Below are 18732 nucleotides of genomic sequence, written 5' to 3'. Positions count from 1 at the left end.
GGGCGGGCCGCGCGGCGGCAGGGCGGTGCAGCAGCCCTGCCGCCGCCCGTCAGACGGTACTGAGCGGATGGGCCGCTGTGGCGGAGCGCGGCGGCCAGGCGCGGGGCGCGAGGATGCCGAGTACGTAGGCGCGGGCGACGAGGGCGGGCCGGGTGTCGGCGTCCAGGAGTTCCCGCAGGCGGCTGATGTGGTAGTCGACCGTCTGCCGGGACAGCTTGAGCGAGGCGGCGATGTCGCCGTTGCTGCTGCCCGCCGCCAGGAGGGAGAGGATGCGGATCTGGGCCGGGGTGAGTGACGGATGGGGGTCGTGGGCGAGGCTCAGGTGGGTGACGACGGCCCAGACGTGGCGGGCGCGGGCGGCGGAATGGCCGACCGTGGTCAGATGGAGTTGCGCGCGGCGTTGCCGCCCCTGGACGTCCACCAGCACCGCGGACGTCTCCACCCGTCTGGTGCGGCGTGCTATCAGACCGCTCCACCTGCGGTGCAGCCGGTCGAGACCGGTTTCGGGGGCGAGCAGGGTGTGCGCGCGACGGCCGACCAGGTCGGGCAGGCTGAGGTCGAACAGCTCGGCGGCGGCCGAACTCGCGGTGACCACGCGTCCGTTCGCCGACAGCAGCGCGCAGGGCAGGCCGCTGTGGTCGCGCAGCGCTCGTAAGTCGTCCTCGGCCTCCTGCCGCTGGACCATGGCGCGCAGGTGATCGGTGATGTCCACGTAGATCCCGGCGACGCAGGTCCGCGCGTTCTCCCGCACAGGGAACCGGTGGCCCACCGCCTGGCCCGCGCTGCCGTCCGGACGCCGGTAGTCCAGGGTGTGCCGCACGGGAGTCCCCCGCGTGAGGATCTCCTGGTCCAGGGCGCGGAACTGCGCGGCCTCGGCCGGGGCGTCGCATTCCTCGATGTACTTCCCGACGAGTTCCTCCGGAACGGTGCCGTAGAGGTGCGCGTAGGCGTGATTGGCCCACAGATAGCGGCCGTCGCTGTCCCGGATGAAGGCGGCGGCCGGGGCGAGGTTCACCAGGCCCGCGAAGGCCGCGTACTGCCGCGAGGTTTCGGGGCGGGAGCCGACCTCCACGGCGAAGCCGTGCGTACGGTGGTGGGCGCGGCGCTCGTCCAGGGGCCAGCTCACATCGAAGGTGCGGCCGTCGAACCGGGCCTGCCAGCGGCCCTCCTGCGACAGGTGGCCCGGGGCCGCGAGCTCCTGACGCATCCGGTCGAGGAAGCGCTGTGCCGTTTCGGTGTCGGCGAAGGCGCCGCCTCCCCGCTCGCGCACCTGCCACGGCTCGTCGACCTCCCACCAGAACACCGGAAGGTGGTCGAGCAGTGCCTTGAGGCCGTAATCATCCACAGCGGTCTCTCCGTCCGTATACGGTCCGTACGCAACCGGCTGACGCACTGTCACATCGCCATGGGTATCCCGTCCCCCTCCCGTGCATGCTCGGTTCTCGGCCGAAGTGGAGGCCGTTCTGTGAGCCCTCGCGACACCTGGCGGTGCCCCAACACGTCCGGTGAATCAGGCATTTGCCTGAACGGCGGGCGTCCCCCGGGGCGATGTGGGCGCCGGTTGCCGTGGTCCCCTTGAGTGTGCGGGTGAACACGCCCCGACACGAACACGGGGGATTCCCTGCGCCCGGCGCGCATCGCCGATCAGTACGACGACACATCGTGTGGACGGCACCTGTGGCGCCCGCGGCGCATCCGGCACGTACCGACACGGACGAATGGAGACGAACTTCAGTGAGCAAGGTGCTGTTAGTGCATGCCAAGGGTGGTCCGCCGCTCGGTCACGTCCTGTCCCGGACGGCCGCGAGGGCGGAAGTGCACCTGCTGGCGCTCAGCGCTCTTCCTCCCGGCGTGGCACGCTCCGCCCGAGAACTGTGCGCCTCGATCGTGACCCCCGCCGACGCGGAGCGCTCCGACCTGGTGTCCCTGATCGTCTCGCGGGCCGAGGGCATGGACGCGGACGCGGTGCTCACCTTCTCCGAATACGCGGTCGTGGCCGTCGCCGAGGCGTGCGAGGTGCTCGGGCTCAAAGGGGCCGGCGGCGCCGCCGCGCTCGCTCGCGACAAGCGGCTGATGCGCCGCACCTGGCGGGAACACCGGCTTCCGCAGCCCGAGTTCCGTGCTGTGGACACCGAGGCGGACCTGCACGAGGCGGCCGCTGTGCTGCCCTTCCCGCTGCTCCTCAAGGCGGCCTGGAGCGCCGGCTCCACCGCGCATCAGATCATCCGCGCCCCGCACGAACTGTCCGCCGCCTGGCACCGCTCGCGCCAAGTCATGGCCGAATCGGCCCAGTTGGGGTACGCCGAACTCCACGTCGCCGAGGCGCAGGGCCACTTCGTGGTGGAGCGGATCGTCACCGGCACCGCGTCGGACTGGTTCGACGAGCCTGGCTGGGGCGACTACGTCAGCGTCGAGGGCGTGGTGGCGGACGGCACCTTCCACCCGGTCTGCGTCAGCGGCCGGATGCCCACGGTCGAGCCGTTCACCGAGCGCGCCGGCATCACCCCCGCCCTGCTGTCCCCAGATGCCCAGGACCGCGTGGTGGCGCTCGCGCGGCAGGCGGTCGATGCCCTCGGCCTGCGGGACTGCGGAACGCACACCGAGATCAAGCTCGGCGCGGACGGCAGCATGTGGCTGATCGAGACGGCCGCCCGGTTCGGCGGTGCGATGACGGTGCCGCAGATCGAGGACGTCTTCGGGCTCGACCTCGTCGGCATGCTCGTCGACCACCTCGTCGGACGCCCGGTCCAGTGGCCCGGGCAGGCCCTCACCCCGGCGCAGGCGCGCGGCGCGGCGGGCTCCCTCGTCGTCCTCGCGGTCGACGGCCGGGGCGAGGCCTGGGGCGACCGCAAGGTCTGGGACTTCCCGGTCGTCGCCAAGGGCGTGCCGCTCAGCCGGGGCAGCGAGCTGTCGGTGGTCGCGGAGAGTTCGCTCGCCGACGGCAGCGTCGTACCGGTCTACGACCCGGCCGCGGGCGCCAACACCATGGCGGCCCTGTGCCTGCTCTCCGCAACCGACGCGCGCACGGTGATCCGTGACTTCGAGACGCTGGTGGACGCCCTGCCCCAGGTCCTGCCCGCCGTGCGGCCCGAGGAGGTCTCCGCGTGACCGCCCACCTGCTCACCGGCGCCTGCGAGCCGGCCACGGACCGTACCGTCGTCGGTGAGAACCTCTCCCTGCCACTCTTCCGCACCCTTTCCGGGGTGCTGGCCGGCCACCCCTACCTCAAGGTCGTCGTCGACCGTGCCGAGAACACCTGGCACCTGCTGGACACGTCGACACACCCCTTCCACGTCAACTACATCGCCACCCGCGTCCTGGGCATGGAACTCGCCGAACTGGACGCGACCCTGGACGCGTTCAACGCCTCCGTCTACACGGACCCCGGACGCCGGTTTCTGCTCGGTGTGCTGTCCCTGCACACCGACGAGGACGCCGAGGGCCGCGAACGCACCTTCCTCGTCCTGGAGACGACCGAGGCCGACACCATGCACGGCCAACTACTGGAATTCTTCTACGAGTTCGTCCGGGAACGGGTCGACGGCCGGCTCCCGGTGCTGCTCAAGCCCGCCAACCACGCGCAGGAGGAGGAACTGGCGGCGATCAGCGAACAGCGCCTGCCGCGCATCCTGAGCCACGAACTCTTCGGCTCCAGGGTCCGGACACCGCTGAACCCCGGCGAGGCCATCGGGCGGCTGCGGTTCTTCCGGACGGACGAGGAGTACGCGGCCGCGGCGGGAAGTCTCGGCTGGGTGGACATCGTGGCCATGCCGTGCCTGCCCGACGATGTTCCCCGGGCGGCCGGATTCGTCAACACCGCGCCGATCACCCCCCTTTCCCACACCAACGTCCTGGCCTCCGGCTGGGGGATACCCAACGCGATCGTGCGCGATCTGGAGCAGCTCGTCGAGAAGGACGACCTGGACGGCGCGTGGGTCCGCTACCAGGTGCGCGAGGACGAGATCTCCCTGGAGCGGCTCGACCAGGAACCGGTCCTGCGGGCGCCGGCCTGGCACCAGCAGCGCATCCGCCTCGAACCGCCCCTGCTCGAAGACGCCCCCGTGCTTGCCCTGCACCGGCTGCGCGCCGCCGACCGCGACCGCTACGGCACGAAGGCGGCCAACCTCGGCGAGCTGCACCACGTGCTCGACAGCCGTACCGCCGACCTCATCGCCTTCTACGGGCGGCCTCGCCCGCCGCGCGACGACCTCTACGGCCACCTCGCCACCCGGCTCGGCCTCGACGCGCCCTCCCTGCCCGAACTCCGCGCCCGGGCGGCCGACTTCGTATCGGCGACGGTCGGCGCACCGGAGGGCGTGGCGCTCCCCTTCGCGCTCCAGCAGCACTTCCTCGCCTCCTCGCCCGCCATCCAGCAGGGCATCGGCAAACTGAAGATGGCACTCGAACTCGACGCCACCGACGTCCTGGACCCGATCTGCCTGCAACTCCAGCAGCTGATCCGGCACACGCCCGTCCCCGAGTCCGTCATCCGGCAGATCAGCCAGGCCTTCCCCGCGCCGCCCGCCGCACACGGGCGCCTGGTGGTGCGCTCCTCGTCCAACGCCGAGGACCTGCCCGGATTCTCCGCGGCCGGCGTCTACGACTCCGTCACCACCGTCCACGGCACCGGTGAACTCCTGGACGCGGTACGCCAGGTGTGGGCCTCCCTGGTGTCACCCCGCAGTGTGCGACTGCGCCACCAGGTGGGGATCTCCCTCGACGACACGTACATGGGCGTGATCATCCAGGAGTACGTGCCCGCCTCTCTCGGCGGCGTCCTGGTGACCTGTGACCCGACCCGCCGCGCGGACTTCCGCAACGTCTACCTCAACTGTTCCCCCGGCTCCCCGGAGCGGGTGGTCGAGGGCTCGGTCCTGCCCCAGCAGTACCTGTACAACACGGTGGAGGGCGGCGGGCGCACCGTCGCCCTCGGCTCCTGGGGCGACGGGCTGCCCGCCGCCACCCGCGCCCGGCTCGCCGACCTGTCCCTGACCGGGCGGCTCCTGCAGTCCCACTTCAGCGAGGCCGACGTGGACAGGCCGCTGGACATCGAGTGGCTCATGACCGAGCGGGGCGACTTCCGGCTGGTCCAGATCCGCCCGTACGCGCTGTGAGCCCGCGCCTCGCGCCGCGTCCCGGCACGGGAGAGGGCGCCCTCACGGACACCGCCCACCGGATCATCCGGCTCAACTACGGCTTCCAGCTGCTGTTCAACCTGCTGTGGTGGATGCCGGTGTTCTACGCCTACCAGAAGCAGGCCGGACTGTCCGACGGCCAGATCTTCGGCATCCAGAGCATCTACTACGTGGCGTTCTGCCTGTTCGAGATCCCGACCGGGCTGATCGCCGACCGGATCGGCGCCCGCAACTGCCTGCGGGCCGGCGCGGTGGTGATGACGGCGGCCAACCTGGCTCCCGTGGTCAGCGCCTCGTACGGCGGCTTCCTCCTCCACTTCCTCGCCATCGCCATGGGCCGCTCGCTCACCTCGGGGGCGGCGAGCGCCTACCTGTACGACGGGCTGCGGGCCGAGAAGTGCGAGGAGCACTATCTGAAGGCGGAGGGAACCGCGCGGGCGTGGGGGCTCGCGGCGAAGGTCGTGTGCTGGCCGCTGGTCGGGCCCCTGATGGCGGTCGCCCACACGGCGCCGTACGTGCTCAGCGCTGCCAGCGCCGCGGGCTCCCTCGCCTGCGCCGTCGCGCTGCCCCGGCTCGCCGGGACGGACCGCGGGACGCGGGAAGCGGCAGCCGCCCGGAAGGACGGCGGGCGCAGGGGCCGGGCGTTTCTGCGGGACGCGGGCGCCGCTTTGCGCTGCGTCGCCTCGTCGCGATGGCTGGGCCTGGTGATGGTGCAGGGCGTGGCGGTCTTCACGCTGTCCCGCATCTGCCAGGTCAACCTCTTCCAGCCGATCCTGTTGGACCACGGCATAGGGGAGGCTTCCCACGGCGGAGTGCTGGCCGCGATGACGGTGGCGGAGGCAGTGGGCTCGGCCCGTCCCCAGTGGCTGAGCCGTCGCCTGACACCGGTCGCCTGGGTGTCGATCCTCAGCCTCGCGCTGGCGGGCACCCTCGCGGCGATGACTCTCGTCGGACCCTGGGCCGTCGTCGCTCTGCTCTGCCTGTTCGCCGCGGCGACCGGCTTCGTGTACCCGGTGCAGCGCAAGCTGGTCAACGACGCCATGCCCGTGAACGCCCCGCGCGCCACGCTCCTCTCGGTCGAGAGCATCGTGGACCGCGCGGTGTGCGCCCTGGCCGCGATCGCCGTGGGCGCCTACGTCTCCGCCGGTCACCTGGACGCCCTGCTGTGGCACAGCGCGCTCGCGACGGCGGTGCTGCTCGGAGCCGTTCAACTGCTCCTGCGCGGCGACGTGGTGAAACGGGGTCGCGCTGCGGCCGGGGCCCCGGCGCCTGACGTCGAGGCAAGGGATGCGGCGGCTGTCGGGCATCGCACCGGTGACCCGGTCGGACGGACCGGAGACGCACGCCGCGGGCCGTAGTCGGACACCTGGCCGAAGCGCGGACGGATACCCGCTGAGGTACGCACCCGGGAAGGATGAGCGCCGCAGCGGGTGTACGGGCGCAGACGTGGGTCAGTGGGGCAGGCGGCCGAGGAGTTCGATCAGCGCGACGGGAAGGAACGCGGGCCGGTGCGGCTGTCCCACCTGGTAGGGCACGTAGCCCAGCGAGCCGGCGACGTCGACCTCCTCGGTCGTCTCCGCCTCGTAGACGAGTCGGCAGCGCCCCGAGTCGGCCTTCGCGCGCTGCCAGAGGACCGGTGCCGGTTTGCGTTCGGCCTCGGTTCGCGGGGTGAGGATCCGGTCGCCGAAGTCCTGCCAGGCGAAGGGCGCGGAGCCTCGCCACGTCGCGTCGACCTCCTTCTTCAGCCTGGCGGCACGCTCGGCGTCGGTCGCGCCCCAGGAGGGCGGAACGTTGGTGATCAGGCCGATCCTGATGTGGTGCTCGCGCAAGGCACGCAGATAGGCGGCCGCGCCGGGCTGATAGCCGGTGCTGCCGTCGTCGGCCGTGTGCACGAGGGTCTCGCCCAGGTCGAAGTACACGACGGGGCAGGCGCGTTGGGTACTTGTTCGCGCAACGGAGCCCGAACCCGTAAGGCCATCCGTGCCATCGGGCGCCGCGGCACTCACCGTGGCGCAGAGTGCGACCGACGCCAGGGCTGCGCCCAGCGCGACCCCGGCCCGGCCCAAGCGCCGGGAGGCGGATCTGTTCATGGCGTCGTCCCCCATCATCGTGCGCACCGAGACTGTGTGGCTGTCCGGTCCATGACAATTCCATACCGGAGGAGTCTCTCACGCGGTGGCCGAAAACTGGGGGAGCGGGGGCGGAAGAGTCGGTACGGTCGGCGGCTCGCCCGCTCAGGCTCCGGCCGGGGCGAGGACCGACCGATCACTCTGGTGAAGGGCAGGATGTCGTCCATGGGACTGCACGCCGCATACGGCCTGACTCGCATCATCAACGCGCGGGGCCCGTACACCCCGGTGGGCGTTTCGCGCAGTGGGGAGGGCGTTGCCACCGCCGTGGCCGCAGCGTTGTCGGAGTTCTTCGTGATGGAGGAACTGCAGGACGCGGCCGATCGGGCCCTCGCCCGGTTCGCCGGGGCGGAGGCGGGGACCGTGGTCCACTGCACGGCATCGGCGATCACCCTCGCGGTCGCAGCCGCGATGACGGGGGAGTCCCCGGAGCGCATCGCGGCGTTGCCGGACGCGACCGGTATGCCCCGGGCTGTCGTCCTCCCGGCGGGACACGCCGTCAACTACGGACACCCCATCGAGCAGGCCGTCCGACTGGCGGGTGCGGTCCCCGTTCGCGTAGGGACCGATGCGGCGTACACGTCGGCAGACCTGGAGGCGGGCCTCTCACGTCCCGATGTCGCGTGCCTGCTGCTGGTGTCGTCCCGCCTCGTGCGCGGGGCCGGTGTCGAGTGTTCCGAAGCAGTGGCAGTCGCGCATCGTCGCGGGGTCCCCGTCGTCATCGACGGTGCCGCCCAGGACTTCCGGATCGAGGAACTCCTCGGTACGGGGGCGGACTTGGTGACCGTCAGCGGGCAGAAGTACCTGGGGTCTCCGACTGCGGGGCTTGTGGTGGGCCGAGCCCGCCTGGTGGCGGCGGTCCGGGCGCAGGAGCGGGGCATCGGCCGTGCGATGAAGGCGAGCAAGGAAGCCGTCATCGGCGTCCTCGCCGCGCTAGAGGCGCGACAGGAACTGGACATGGCGGCGTGGCGGCAGCAACAGGCGGACAAGGTGGCGGACTTCGTCGCGCGGGCCGGCGCCCTTCGCGGAATCACCGCCGAGTCCGTCCCTGATCCGACCGGGCTGCCCTTTGAACGCGCCGGGCTGGAGGTGGACCCCGCCGTATCGGGAATGGACGCCGCCGCTCTGGGCACCGCGCTGCGGGCCGGTTCACCGTCGATCTGGGTCATGTCCGGCCGGGAGGGCAGGGAAGAGCTGCTACCTGAACTCGTACCTCTGGCACCCGCCGAAATCGAAGCCATCCTCGCCAGGCTGGGCGAGCTCCTTCCGGACTGACAGCGGTGGCCGGTGGGTGGCTGCGCGAGCGGGCGGAGGGGCCGTGACTCGCTACCGCGCTCGGAGTCGCCATGGCATCGACCGCCCTGCTCGCCGCCACGGCACCCACCGCGACGGCCACACCCAGGGTCAGCTACAGCTTCAACAAGGACGGCAGCCACGCTCATTCGCCCCTCGCCGATACGAACGGTGTTCCGGACGGCCAGATGCGCCCCCTCTGCCGATGCCATCGGTGACGGGCCGGCGGCGTTGTTCGAGCCGGACGCCAACTGGCGTGCCAAACGGATACACCTGCTCGCGGGCACGCCGCATGAGTACGCTGGACCGGTGGGTTTGAGTGGCAGCCAAGGAGGCAGTTCGCAGTGTTCGGGGACATAGGGCCGGTGGAGGTTGTTCTGCTCGCCGCGCTGGCTTTCGTGCTTTACCTGCTGCCGACGTACATCGCGTTCCGCCGAGGCGTGCAAAGCCGTTGGGTGGTTCTCACCGTCAACGTCGTCCTGGGGGCGACTTTCCTCGGGTGGCTGGTGGCTCTGTTCCTGGCGACGCGGCCGGTTCGGCCGCGACAGTTGCCCGTCTGATCCCGGGGCGGTCTGGTGTGACCTTACAGACCTCGTACCGGCGATCCTGCCTCTCTTCGCGTGAGGGGGGATCGTCCAGCCGTGCATGCGGGCGCGGCCCGCATGCACGGCCATCACTGCGGCGAGAGAAGGACTGGGCCTGCGTGCCGCTTTCGCGCGCGAGACTCCCCGGGACCTCTTCGTTCTCGAAGAGCACATCTGTCGGCCTGCACAGAGAGTGGGCCTCGCTCAAGTACCAGCTAGGAGAGCCACGTCCACTTGGTGTTGTTCCCGCTGCTGACGTAGCAGGAAGCCCAGGTGTCACTGGAGGAGTAGTGGCCGACGTAGCAGGGTTCGGGGGACCCGATCGTGCTCGTGCCACGGATCGTGGTGAAGCTCTGGTTGTAGTCCAGATCTCCGCAGCGCGCCGTCACCACGTCATGGGCGAAGTCCCCCTTGGGTGACTTCGGGATGCTCAGACAGACCTGGCTGGCACTTCCGCCGGCGCGCACCATCATGATCTCGCCGGCGGTGAGCCCCCACCAGATGGCCGGATTGCTGCGCGTACAGGGCACCATCTTCACTTCGTGAGCGTATGGGGTGCCGTTGTCCGTCCCCTGCAGACACTTGCCGGTGGCCGCGTTCTTGATCATGTTCTGGACGGAACTGGCAGCAGCCGGTGATGCGGCTATCCCGGCTTGGGCGGTCGCGACCAACACGGCTGTGGTGAGAACCGTTCCGAGGGTTCGATTCATCAGTGGACCCCTTCGTGTGGTGGTGCCATCCCTCCAAGAAGCGCGGCACTCTCGTGCCCGTCCTTGAAGGCTGGCGTGATGTCCGGACCATGCTGGCAACAATCCGCGCCACCACTGAGAAGTTGCCCCTCGCAATGGGCGAAAGTCGTTCGCATGCGCTTCCCGGCGGCGGATTCTTGAGCTGTCCACGTCTCAACTGGCGTACTGTGCCCGGCTGTTGGGTCGCCGGGGGAAGGGCGGGGTTGGCTGAGCGACCTGCCGGTCTGAACGGGCAGCCGTCACCAGGGCGTTGCGGGCGATTGACGATGAAAGGGACGGCTGCTGCGGGTCGTCGCCCGCAGGGGCACCGGGTCGGTGGTGACCTGGCGCCGTGCTCAGATGGTGTTGTCGTCCGCGCAGTCCACGCCCGTGTCACGGATCGCCGAGGGGACGTTCAGCAGTGATGACCGGGTGTGGGACGTGCCCGGCCGGCAGTGGGCCGAATGCGGCGGGAGACATAAGAATCCCGACCGCCAACCGAGACCCCGCCGACGGGCGACCTACACCCGCCCGCACGGAGTGCGAGACCTGTTCGCCGCCTACGGCCTGGGTAAGGACCAGCTCTACGGTCACGGCGCCGCCCACGCCGGCCACAAGGTTCAGGCAGCATGATCCGCCGCTACATCATCGTCTGGCGGAACAGCCATGCCGCCGAGGAGCGCCCGCACGAGTCGTCAGCAGGGCAAACGTTGCCTGATTCATTCGTCGTCGCGGCACAGGCAGAAGGGGTGGCCGGCCGGGTCGAAGAGCACCCGGACGTTTTCCTGCGGCTGGAACTCCGCAACGGTGGCGCCCAGGGCGACTGCCTCGGCGACCGCCGAGTCCAGGTCTCCGACCTGGAAGTCGAAGTGCATCATCGGGCGCTGGTCGCCGTCGGCCGGTGGCCACACCGGAGCCCGATAGCCATCCGCCTGCTGGAACACGAAGAACGGTCCCTGCGGGGAGGCAGCGACGATGGCTGTTCCCGGCTCCTCGTGCCCGATGTGCCAGTCGAGGAGATCGGCGTAGAACCTCGCCAAGCCGCTGGGATCTGGCGCTTCGATCGTGGTGCCCCACCACATGCCGCCTGTTCGAGATCGCATGCTTGAGCCTATCCCCGGCCCCGCACACAACGATGCCGCAGCCCCTCCCGCACGACACGACCGGGCGAACGTTGCCTGATGCGGCGCCAGATCTGTGCGCCGCGATGTTGGGTGGCCTCGGACCATACGGTGGCCTTGGAGCATCGAGGTCCCGTCGCTCGGTCAGGCGCGGTCGGGGCGTACCGCGCGGAGGATTTCCTGCAACTTCGCGCGCCGGGTCTCGTCCTTGAGGGCGCCGGAGTCGGTGACGAGTTCCTGCGAACCGGCCTCGCCCCCGGCGAATCTGGCCTCCCCGGTACCGAGGAGGCCGGTGGCGTGCTGTTCGCACTCCGCGCGGATCACGTCGAGCTGGTCCCGCAGGGTGCGGCGGCGGCCGCCCGCAGCGGACCGGATCTGTTCGCGGACCTGCCAGGCGTGCCCGTACAGAGCGTGGACCAGCTGGTAACGGGCCTCCGTATTGCCCGGATCCGTCTCCCACAGCTCGCGCAGTTCGTCCACGAGCGGGCCGACCCCGGCCCCGTCGGGGCGGTCCCGGTGCGCGGCCATGGTCGCCGCGACGACCAGGACGCGGCGGCTGTCGACCGTCTCGGGGTCGTTCCACCGCGCGAGGTCCTCGGCGATGCGCCGGGCCGGGGGCACCTGCCGGCCCGAGCTGATCCAGTGGTTGTACGCCTCGATCAGCAGATTGCGCACCCGCTCGTCGTCAAAGCCGCCGTCCAGGAGCGCCCGCAGCTGCGTGACGGCCTCGGCGTACTCACCGCGGGCGATGTCGTGGCGGACGAACGACACCGCGAGTCTGCGGCGCCCGAACTCGCCGAACGCCTCGCGGCGGGCCGTCGACAGCACCTCCAGGACCTCGTTGTGCCGATCGAGGCTGGCGAGCAGCCTGGCCAGGGCGCGGGCGGGTCCGGTGGCGCCGGGCAGCCGCGCCACCCACCGTTCGAGACCGGTCACGGCGGCCGCGACCACGCGGCGCTCGGCCTCGTCGCCGGGCACCGCCGACGTCTCCAGGATGGCGAACGCGGAGCGCGCGGAGGGACGGTAGAGCTGCACCGGGTCGTCGAGGAGGTCCACGTACCGTTCCGGAATGGCGTCGCCGTTGCGCCCCCAGGAGCGGGCGGTACGCCGGAACCGCTCGGGGAAGTCCTGCGTGGCCGCACCCGCGGAGGTCTCCTCGGCCGCGTCGAAGATGTGCCTCAGCGCGAACTGGCAGGCCAGCTGGGCGAGTTGGTTGTGGCGACCGATGGTTTCGGCCGGGTCACCCGGGATGCCGAGGAGCCTCGCGGCGCGCTGCACCACCTCGTTCGCCGGGTCCAGCGGCATCGCGTCCACGAGGCGCAGGTTCGCGATCACATCGCCGGAGTACTCGGTGAGCGGCCACTCCGCCTCCGCTCCGGTCAGCGCCCGCACGAGCCGCAGCCGCCACAGGATGCGGCCGCGCACCCACTTCTCGTGCGCCTGCTCCTCGGCCTCGTCGCCGGGCCTGCGGGTGCGCCCGTGCGTCTGTGACGCGTCTCGGTACGCCTCCTCGATCCGCTGTCGGCACAGCTTCGCGAACGGCTCACGCACCCGGGCCGGCAGCTCTCGTACGGCCGCCTCGACGGCGTCCGTGCCGCGGTCACGGGCGGTGGCCAGCTCTGCCTCTCCCACCGAGCGGCCGACCCCGAGCAGCAGGGTCGGGCTGCGGTGGGAGAGCGTGTGGTTGAGCTCTTCGAGGCGCAGATGGGCGGTGGCGATCGCGACCTTGCCGGTGCCGGCCAGGACCGGCGGCACCTCGCGCAGGTCACCGTCGAGTTCGCTGTCGGGCGCCGAACCCGCGCAGAGCGGGGCCGTGCCGAAGGATCCGGCCAGGATGCGGTGCACCTCCGCGCGCTCGGCGGCCCCGCGCCGGATGTCGCCGTGGGCCAGGTCCTTGAGGTACAGCGCTTCGAGATGGCGGCGCCACGCCTGCGCGGCCGGGGCGAGGTCGCCCGCGGAGGTGTGCGCCACCGCGAGGTTGCGCAGCACGCCGGGGTGGAGCGGGTCGTCCTTCAGCATGGCGCCCCAGCGCCGCCGGGCGGCCGTGGTGCGTCCCAGGCGCAGATCGGACTCGGCCTGCTGCCCGCCGAGGTAGGTGCGCAGCAAGGTGACCGCCTCGCGGTGCCGCAGTTCGGGCGGATAGGCGTCCAGCGTCCGCCAGGCGTCGTCGAAGTTGGCGTCGAGGCGGGCCTCGGCGGCTTCCAGGGCGTGGGCGACCCGCTCACGCGGGCCGGCGTGGGCGGGCGGTGGCGCGGGGGCGGGGATCCGGTCGGCGGGCGGCGCGCCGGCTCCGGTCGCGGTCCCAGGAGGCTGCTCCGTCTCCAGTACCGACAGGCGCTCCCCGAGATCCAGGGCGTGGGTGGAGGGAGCGGGCTCGACCCCCGCGAACTGCGCTGACTTGGCGGTCAGGTTGCGCTCGACCTTCTTGGTCAGGATGCTGCGCAGACTGCCCAGTGGCTGCTGGAACAGCGCCTCGCACTCCTCCACCCGCCGGCGGAACTCCTCGAACTCCATGATCAGACCGGCCGGTTCGGCGTCCTTGAACCGCTGGAGCGCCTCCAGCCACGCCTGTCGCACTCCCTCCAGACGGCCGACCAGCACTGTCAGGATTTCCTTGTCGCCCGAGACCCGGGCGAAGTCCGCGGCGTCCCCGAGCGCGCCCTTCGCCAACGCTTTGGCGTGGCCGACCGCGTCGTCGCTGAGGGCGCCGAGCCGGGCGGCCGCCTCCTCGAACGCCGCGAGCCGCTCATCGGGCCCTGCCGGCGCCTTTGCGGAAGCGGTCGGCGCCACCACATCGCGCATCGGCTCGGGCGGCCCCGCGCCGAGCGCCCGCTCCGCGGAACGCAGGGCCTTCTCGTGCCGGGCGGGATCGCCGTCCGTGAAGGCCCTGGCCGCCGCGTGGGCGCCGAGGTCCGGGAAGCGCAGCGGCCGCCAGAACAGCCGTTGCCGATGGATGAGCGCGGTGAGCGTGTCGGGCAGCGACCCGTCCGCGAGGCAGGCCGCGAGCCGCTCGGGGAGTTCGGTGCGGTCGGTCTCGAACAGGTCGCAGACCAGGTGCAGCAGGCGGATCGCAGGCCCGTCCTCCTGCGGCAGCCCTCCCGCCAGGCGGCGTACCGTCGCGGTCGGATAGCCGTACACCATCCACTGCACGGCGAGCACGGTGAACGCGGCCGTCCCGCCCCGGCGTCGGCCCGCGAGTTCGGCGATGTCCGCCAGCTCGACGGCGAGTACGTCCCGGCTCCGCTCGGCGGTCCGGCCGCGCAGCCGTCCGTCGGCCGCCATGTCGCGGACGCCGGACCAGCGGCACTCGCCGGGCCGCAGCAGCGGCAGCGGTGTCGCGCCCTCCGGGTCGAAGTCGTCGCGGCCCGCGCGGATCGTGTCGGCGATCGCCTCCGCACGGCTGCGGTCGTCGCCGCCGTAGCCGTCGGATCCGGCGCGGGCCTCGTCGAGCTGCCGGTGCGCGAGGCTCAGATGGGCCCAGATGCGGTGGTTGGCGGGAGACAGCTCGGCGGCCGCCGTCAGCCAGCGGGCGGCGGCCTCAAGGCGTCCGTGACGCAGATAGAGCAGCCCTACGTGGTAGGGGTGCTTGGGGTTGGCGTTGTCGAGGCGGTGGGCGCGGGCCAGCAGGGTCAGGGCTTGTGCGGGCTCGGTCGCGGGATACACGCCGATCCGGAAGCAGGCCTCGACGACGGCGTCCAACTGCCCCTGGGTGAGCGGGAGTTGCTGCTCGAAGTCGGCCCACAGCTGCCCGGTCATGCGCCACAGCACGTCGGGCCGGCCCTCCAGCGCCCTCGGGGACCTCATGCCCGCTTCCCCTCCGCCGGGCCGCCGCCCAGCTCCTCGGGCGGCACGACGAGGAGTCGTTCCCCGTCCGACACCGCGGCCCGCAGCCCGTCCGGGGACAGCGTCATCGGATGCCTCGACACATACGTCGTACGGCCCTCGCGCACCAGCGCGTGCGAGCCGTCGGGGTATTCGAGGACCAGCAGCCATCCGTCCCGGGCAGCGGCCACCGGCCGGGCACCCGGCACCGTGTGGAAGCCGACGCGTACCGCCAGTTCGGCATCGAAGCACACGCCGTGGCCCGCCGCGTCGACGATCGCGGTCAGCTCCCCGCCCGGCAGCGTCGCGGTGACCGCGCCGACGGGCTGGGAGACCTGGAGCAGCCGCCCCCCGGCCGGGTCGAGGCGGTGGATCCGCTGCTCGCCGACGACCAGCACGAAGTCCCGCACCCGGGCCATGGCGAGCAGCAGGGGCTCCAAGGTGTGCTCCGCCCCGGCCCGGCCGCCCGTGTAGCGGGTGAGTCCGCCGTCCAGGCCGCCCACCAGCAGGCCGTCGCTCTCGGCCGCCAACACCTGGACGCCCGCGCGGTGTTCGAGCACCCGCTCCGGTGTGCCGCCGTCGAGCGGGAGGCGCCAGACCGTCCCTCCCCACAGGCCGATGTACAAGGTGTCGTCCGGGCCGAAGGCCAGCGCCCCTGGCACGTTGAAGCGCCCGCCGTGCCGGGCCGGCAGGTCCACGGCGCGGAGCTGGCCGTCCGGGTCGGCAAGCACCACTCGGCCCGACCAGTCGGCGACGGCGAGACAGCGCCGCCCGCGCGCCCACAGCCGGGGCCGGTCCCGCAACTGAGCGGTGCTGGCGGCCTCGTGCCCCGCCGTGTGGACGGTCAGGCCCCGGCCGTCCAGGACGGCGAGCGCCCGGCCGTCGGGGAAGAACACCGGGCGTCCGCGCGCGGCGAGGGCGGGCCGGTCGGCCGCGTCCCAGGAGGGCGGCTCCTCGGGCGCCCGCACCGGGAAGGGCGCGGTGGAGGCGGGCTCGCAGCCGGGGGCCGTCGCGACGAGCCGAACCTCCGCCGTGGCGGTCCGGAACGCGAGGTCGGTGAAGACGGCCGCGTTCCGCACGACCGGCGCGGTGAGCGTGCCGGTCAGCTCGGCCCCGGCCGGCTCGGCGCTGACGGTGACCGTGCCGTCGACCGGCCACGGCGGGGTGCCCTCCGGTACGGAGCCGGTGACGCTCACGGGCGCCAGCGTGTGGCCGACGACCGCCTCGGCGACCGAGGTGTCGAACCGCAGGGTGGTGCGCGTCCCGGCGGGGAGCAGCCCCACGGCCCCGCGCACCTCGTCGATCCAGTGCGGCCGCGAGGTGGGGATCCAGTTGATCCGGTTCACGATGTAGGGAACCTTCGCGGCGGCGCCCGGGTCGATGAGCAGCGGAACGAGCCGCCCGCCCTCGGGAGGGTTCAGCTTGTACGCCTCGTGCAGCTCCCACTGGCAGACGGGCTTGTCGAAGTACGTCTGCGAGTAGAGCGCGACCACATGGCGGCTGCGGGGCAGGGCCTCTTCGAGGAAGCTCTGCCAGTCCGCGCCCAGCGGGGTGCCGCTGGTGCGGGACACGTCGAGGTAGATCCTGGGCGCCCCGCCGTGCGCGGTCACGCAGGCGCTGAGGGCGTCGTGCAGGTCCTTGGCCTGGATGTAGTCCTCGCGGGCGTAGCTGATGAACACGTCCCACTGCCCGGCGGCGGACGGCGGCGCGGCCCCGACGCCACCCGCTGCCGGCGCGGCGTCCTGCCCGGCCGGCGTCATCGCAGCGTCCTGGAGATCGTCCCGATCAGTTCGTCGAGCAGCGTCTGGTCGCGGGCGTCCAGGGTGCGCTTGGCGCCGCGGCGCAGCCGGCGCGCGTCCTCAAGGATGCCGTTGAGCCGGCTGCGCACCGCGTACGGATCGGCGCGCAGCCGTGCCAGGGGATCGGACTGCTCCTCGGCCAGCTGGTTGAACCGCCGTACGAGAGCGGAGACTTCGATGCCCGTCTTGACCTTCTCGACCTCCGCACGGCGGGAGACCACCAGGGCGGCCAGTTCGTCGAGCTGGTCGCCCGCGCCCTTCCCGGCCGCCTTGCGCGCGCTCTTGATCTCCGCGGCGATCCCGTCCAGCGCGTGCCCGAGCCGGTCCGCGTCGGGCGCGCTTGAGATGCCGCCCTTGACGCCGGACATGAGGCGGTCATACTTCTCGTAGAGGCCTCCCACGGCCATGGCGTCGGCGATCTCCACGAGCCGCTGTCCGATGGCCTGCCCGAGCTCGCGGACGATCTGCGCGCCCGTCTCGCTGTGGACCGCCGCGGACAGGGCGGGGATGGTCCGCTCCAGGTCGACCAGCCGTAGCCGCAGAGCCGCGAGCCGTTCGACGCTCACTCCACCGCGCACGGATTCCATCGCGGCGACGTACGCGTCCACCACGGGGTTGACGAGCGAGGCCTCCTGCCAGCTCTTGATCGTCTCCAGGAGCTCGCGGGCCTGAGCGAGGGTCGGGTCGCGCAGCGCGATCTCGGCGCAGGCGGCCGCCCGGTCCGGGTCCCGCAGCAGCCGGTAGAGGCAGGCGGCGTAGAGGAAGTTGAGCCACGGGAAGCGGGGCACCAGCGCGAGCACATGGGCGAGCAGCCGCTCGGCCTGTTCGGCCTGGCCGGCGCGCATCAGGTCGGCGGCGCGCTGCCCGTCGGCGTCGGCGATGAGCGAGTACAGGTCCTCGGTGCGGTCGGCGGGCAGCCGCGGCGCCGGGGGAGCGGCGCGCCGGTCCGTCCGGCCGAGCAGGAGGGCCAGATAGGCGTCGAAGTCGTCGACGACGACGCTGCGGCGCCACCGGGGATCCATCCGCGCCAGCTCGCGCCGGGCACGGTCCAGATCACCCGTCTTGAACGCGGAGACGGCCGGCGCGGCATGGGGCGCGAGCAGCGCGAGCCGCAGTCTGCGCGCGAGCGCGGCCACCTGCTCGCCGTCCACGTCCGCCTGCGCCGCGCCCCGCTCCGCGGTGTCGAGCGCCCGCTCCAGATCACCGCCGCGCGCCTGGCCGAGGGCGAGGAGGTAGGACAGGGTGCCCTCCTCGGGAGCCAGCTCAAGGAACGCCTCGACGCGGGCCAGCGCGCCCCGGGGGTCGGTGCGCACGGACTGGGTGTAGGCGGTGACTTCGGCCGGGGTGAGCCGGCGGCGCAGTTCACGGCGCAGGTCCCCGATCCGGTCGCGCAGGCCGTCGTCGGCCGGGGGCGTCTCGCGCAGCGGGCGCAGGATGCGCAGGGCCTCCAACTGGCCCTGCCCGTTCAGGTGGTAGAGGCAGTACGCGCGCAGATAGCGCCCCTCCTGGTGCTCGGGATGCGCGCCCAGGTACTCGTCGAGCAGCTCAAGGGCGAGTTCGTACTCCCGCGCGGCGGCGTTCGCCCGGGCGTCCTCCAGGAGGTCCTCGTCGTCGCTGCCGAGGTCGAGGGACATCTCCAGGAGCGAGGCCACGGGCGGTGCGAGGACCAGGGCGGTCTCCGAAGCGACCGCGGCGGCCGCCTCGCGGGCCAGCTCCTCAAGCCGCCTGTCGTGCTCGGCGAAGTCCCCGTGCCCGGTGACCTCGGTGAACTCGAAGGCAGGCGCGTGGAGCGACTGCACGGGGCGGATCTCCTGGAACGTGTGGTCACGGCTGGTGCCGGTCATGCGTGGTGCTCTCCCTCCTGCGGTGTCTCGCCGGGGTCGGGGACCGTGCCGAGCGCGTGCTCGGCCAGCTCCCGGCACAGCAGGTACTCGGCTTCCTGGTCCACCTTCACCAGCAGGAGCAGCACCCGCGCGAGCGAGCTCTGCTCGAAGAGCTGGTCCTCGTCCGCCGCGGGCTTGTGCTCCACGGGCGGCAGCCGGTCGAGCAGCCCGGCGCGATCGGCCTGGGGATGCTTGCGGGGCACAAGTCCCTTGAGGCGTCCGGGAGTTGCCCCGGACC

The 18732-nt window shown here is 72.1% G+C and carries 13 protein-coding genes and 1 pseudogene; 6 read left to right on the top strand and 8 right to left on the bottom strand.

From position 1 onward, the window contains the following. Nucleotides 1-49: 49 nt before the first annotated feature. Nucleotides 50-1345 (bottom strand): PAS domain S-box protein, encoded by a 1296-nt coding sequence (locus OHA17_RS02240; RefSeq protein WP_406503524.1) that lies wholly within the window; start codon nt 1343-1345, stop codon nt 50-52. Nucleotides 1346-1734: 389 nt separating this feature from the next. Here OHA17_RS02240 and OHA17_RS02235 point away from each other — a divergent pair, with 389 nt between their 5' ends. From OHA17_RS02235 to OHA17_RS02225, 3 genes are read left to right on the top strand one after another with little or no spacing between them, the layout of a single operon-like run. Next, the gene (locus OHA17_RS02235) at nt 1735-3108 is read left to right on the top strand and encodes an acetyl-CoA carboxylase biotin carboxylase subunit family protein (protein ID WP_406503522.1); all 1374 of its coding nucleotides are present in this window, start codon (nt 1735-1737) and stop codon (nt 3106-3108) included. Continuing rightward, nucleotides 3105-5114 carry a PEP/pyruvate-binding domain-containing protein gene (locus tag OHA17_RS02230; RefSeq protein WP_406503520.1) on the top strand — a complete coding sequence of 670 codons (2010 nt, stop codon included), beginning with the start codon at nt 3105-3107 and terminating at the stop codon, nt 5112-5114. Before OHA17_RS02235 ends, OHA17_RS02230 begins: the two co-directional genes overlap by 4 nt. After that, nucleotides 5111-6493, top strand: a complete 1383-nt coding sequence (locus OHA17_RS02225) for an MFS transporter (protein ID WP_406503518.1) — start codon at nt 5111-5113, stop codon at nt 6491-6493. The genes OHA17_RS02230 and OHA17_RS02225 overlap by 4 nt, the downstream gene beginning before the upstream one ends. A 93-nt stretch (nt 6494-6586) precedes the next feature. On the opposite strand, the gene OHA17_RS02220 is transcribed toward OHA17_RS02225, so the two are convergent. After that, nucleotides 6587-7054: a hypothetical protein gene (locus OHA17_RS02220; RefSeq protein WP_406503516.1), complete on the bottom strand. Its 468-nt coding sequence runs from the start codon at nt 7052-7054 to the stop codon at nt 6587-6589. Nucleotides 7055-7429: 375 nt separating this feature from the next. Between OHA17_RS02220 and OHA17_RS02215 the strand changes: the two genes are divergently transcribed. Together OHA17_RS02215 and OHA17_RS02210 are read left to right on the top strand one after the other, a co-directional pair. After that, nucleotides 7430-8539: an aminotransferase class V-fold PLP-dependent enzyme gene (locus tag OHA17_RS02215; RefSeq protein WP_406503514.1), complete on the top strand. Its 1110-nt coding sequence runs from the start codon at nt 7430-7432 to the stop codon at nt 8537-8539. Nucleotides 8540-8901: 362 nt separating this feature from the next. Continuing rightward, nucleotides 8902-9117, top strand: coding sequence for a superinfection immunity protein (locus OHA17_RS02210; protein ID WP_406503512.1), 216 nt, complete (start codon nt 8902-8904; stop codon nt 9115-9117). A gap of 239 nt (nt 9118-9356) precedes the next feature. Here OHA17_RS02210 and OHA17_RS02205 read toward each other — a convergent pair whose 3' ends face one another. Further along, nucleotides 9357-9749: a hypothetical protein gene (locus OHA17_RS02205; RefSeq protein ID WP_406503510.1), complete on the bottom strand. Its 393-nt coding sequence runs from the start codon at nt 9747-9749 to the stop codon at nt 9357-9359. Between the two features lie 420 nt (nt 9750-10169). On the opposite strand from OHA17_RS02205, the pseudogene OHA17_RS02200 reads away from it, so the two are divergent. Further along, nucleotides 10170-10463 (top strand): annotated as a pseudogene (locus tag OHA17_RS02200) (hypothetical protein); the annotation flags it as partial. Between the two features lie 125 nt (nt 10464-10588). On the opposite strand, the gene OHA17_RS02195 reads toward OHA17_RS02200, so the two are convergent. The 5 genes from OHA17_RS02195 to OHA17_RS02175 form a co-directional block, all read right to left on the bottom strand. Then, nucleotides 10589-10972, bottom strand: coding sequence for a VOC family protein (locus OHA17_RS02195; RefSeq protein ID WP_406503508.1), 384 nt, complete (start codon nt 10970-10972; stop codon nt 10589-10591). Nucleotides 10973-11134: 162 nt separating this feature from the next. Then, nucleotides 11135-14794, bottom strand: a complete 3660-nt coding sequence (locus OHA17_RS02190) for a hypothetical protein (RefSeq protein WP_406503506.1) — start codon at nt 14792-14794, stop codon at nt 11135-11137. After that, nucleotides 14791-16572 carry a TIR domain-containing protein gene (locus OHA17_RS02185; RefSeq protein WP_406503504.1) on the bottom strand — a complete coding sequence of 594 codons (1782 nt, stop codon included), beginning with the start codon at nt 16570-16572 and terminating at the stop codon, nt 14791-14793. Before OHA17_RS02185 ends, OHA17_RS02190 begins: the two co-directional genes overlap by 4 nt. Further along, nucleotides 16569-18455: a hypothetical protein gene (locus OHA17_RS02180; RefSeq protein WP_406503502.1), complete on the bottom strand. Its 1887-nt coding sequence runs from the start codon at nt 18453-18455 to the stop codon at nt 16569-16571. Before OHA17_RS02180 ends, OHA17_RS02185 begins: the two co-directional genes overlap by 4 nt. Further along, a complete protein-coding gene (locus OHA17_RS02175) occupies nt 18452-18697 on the bottom strand; it encodes a hypothetical protein (RefSeq protein ID WP_406503500.1) in 246 nt (81 codons plus the stop codon). Before OHA17_RS02175 ends, OHA17_RS02180 begins: the two co-directional genes overlap by 4 nt. Between the last annotated feature and the right edge of the window lie 35 nt (nt 18698-18732).

The organism is Streptomyces sp. NBC_00212 (genome assembly GCF_045206365.1).
GTDB lineage: Bacteria > Actinomycetota > Actinomycetes > Streptomycetales > Streptomycetaceae > Streptomyces.
Note: the sequence above shows the minus strand (reverse complement) of the source record. Positions and strands in the feature narration are given on the sequence as shown.

What these genes read in the sequence shown, in the direction of transcription:
- OHA17_RS02215 (WP_406503514.1), top strand. Translation starts at nt 7,430, where the DNA reads ATGGGACTGCACGCCGCATACGGCCTGACTCGCATCATCAACGCGCGG.
- OHA17_RS02205 (WP_406503510.1), bottom strand. Translation starts at nt 9,749, where the DNA reads ATGATCAAGAACGCGGCCACCGGCAAGTGTCTGCAGGGGACGGACAAC.
- OHA17_RS02195 (WP_406503508.1), bottom strand. Translation starts at nt 10,972, where the DNA reads ATGCGATCTCGAACAGGCGGCATGTGGTGGGGCACCACGATCGAAGCG.
- OHA17_RS02190 (WP_406503506.1), bottom strand. Translation starts at nt 14,794, where the DNA reads ATGAGGTCCCCGAGGGCGCTGGAGGGCCGGCCCGACGTGCTGTGGCGC.
- OHA17_RS02185 (WP_406503504.1), bottom strand. Translation starts at nt 16,572, where the DNA reads ATGACGCCGGCCGGGCAGGACGCCGCGCCGGCAGCGGGTGGCGTCGGG.
- OHA17_RS02180 (WP_406503502.1), bottom strand. Translation starts at nt 18,455, where the DNA reads ATGACCGGCACCAGCCGTGACCACACGTTCCAGGAGATCCGCCCCGTG.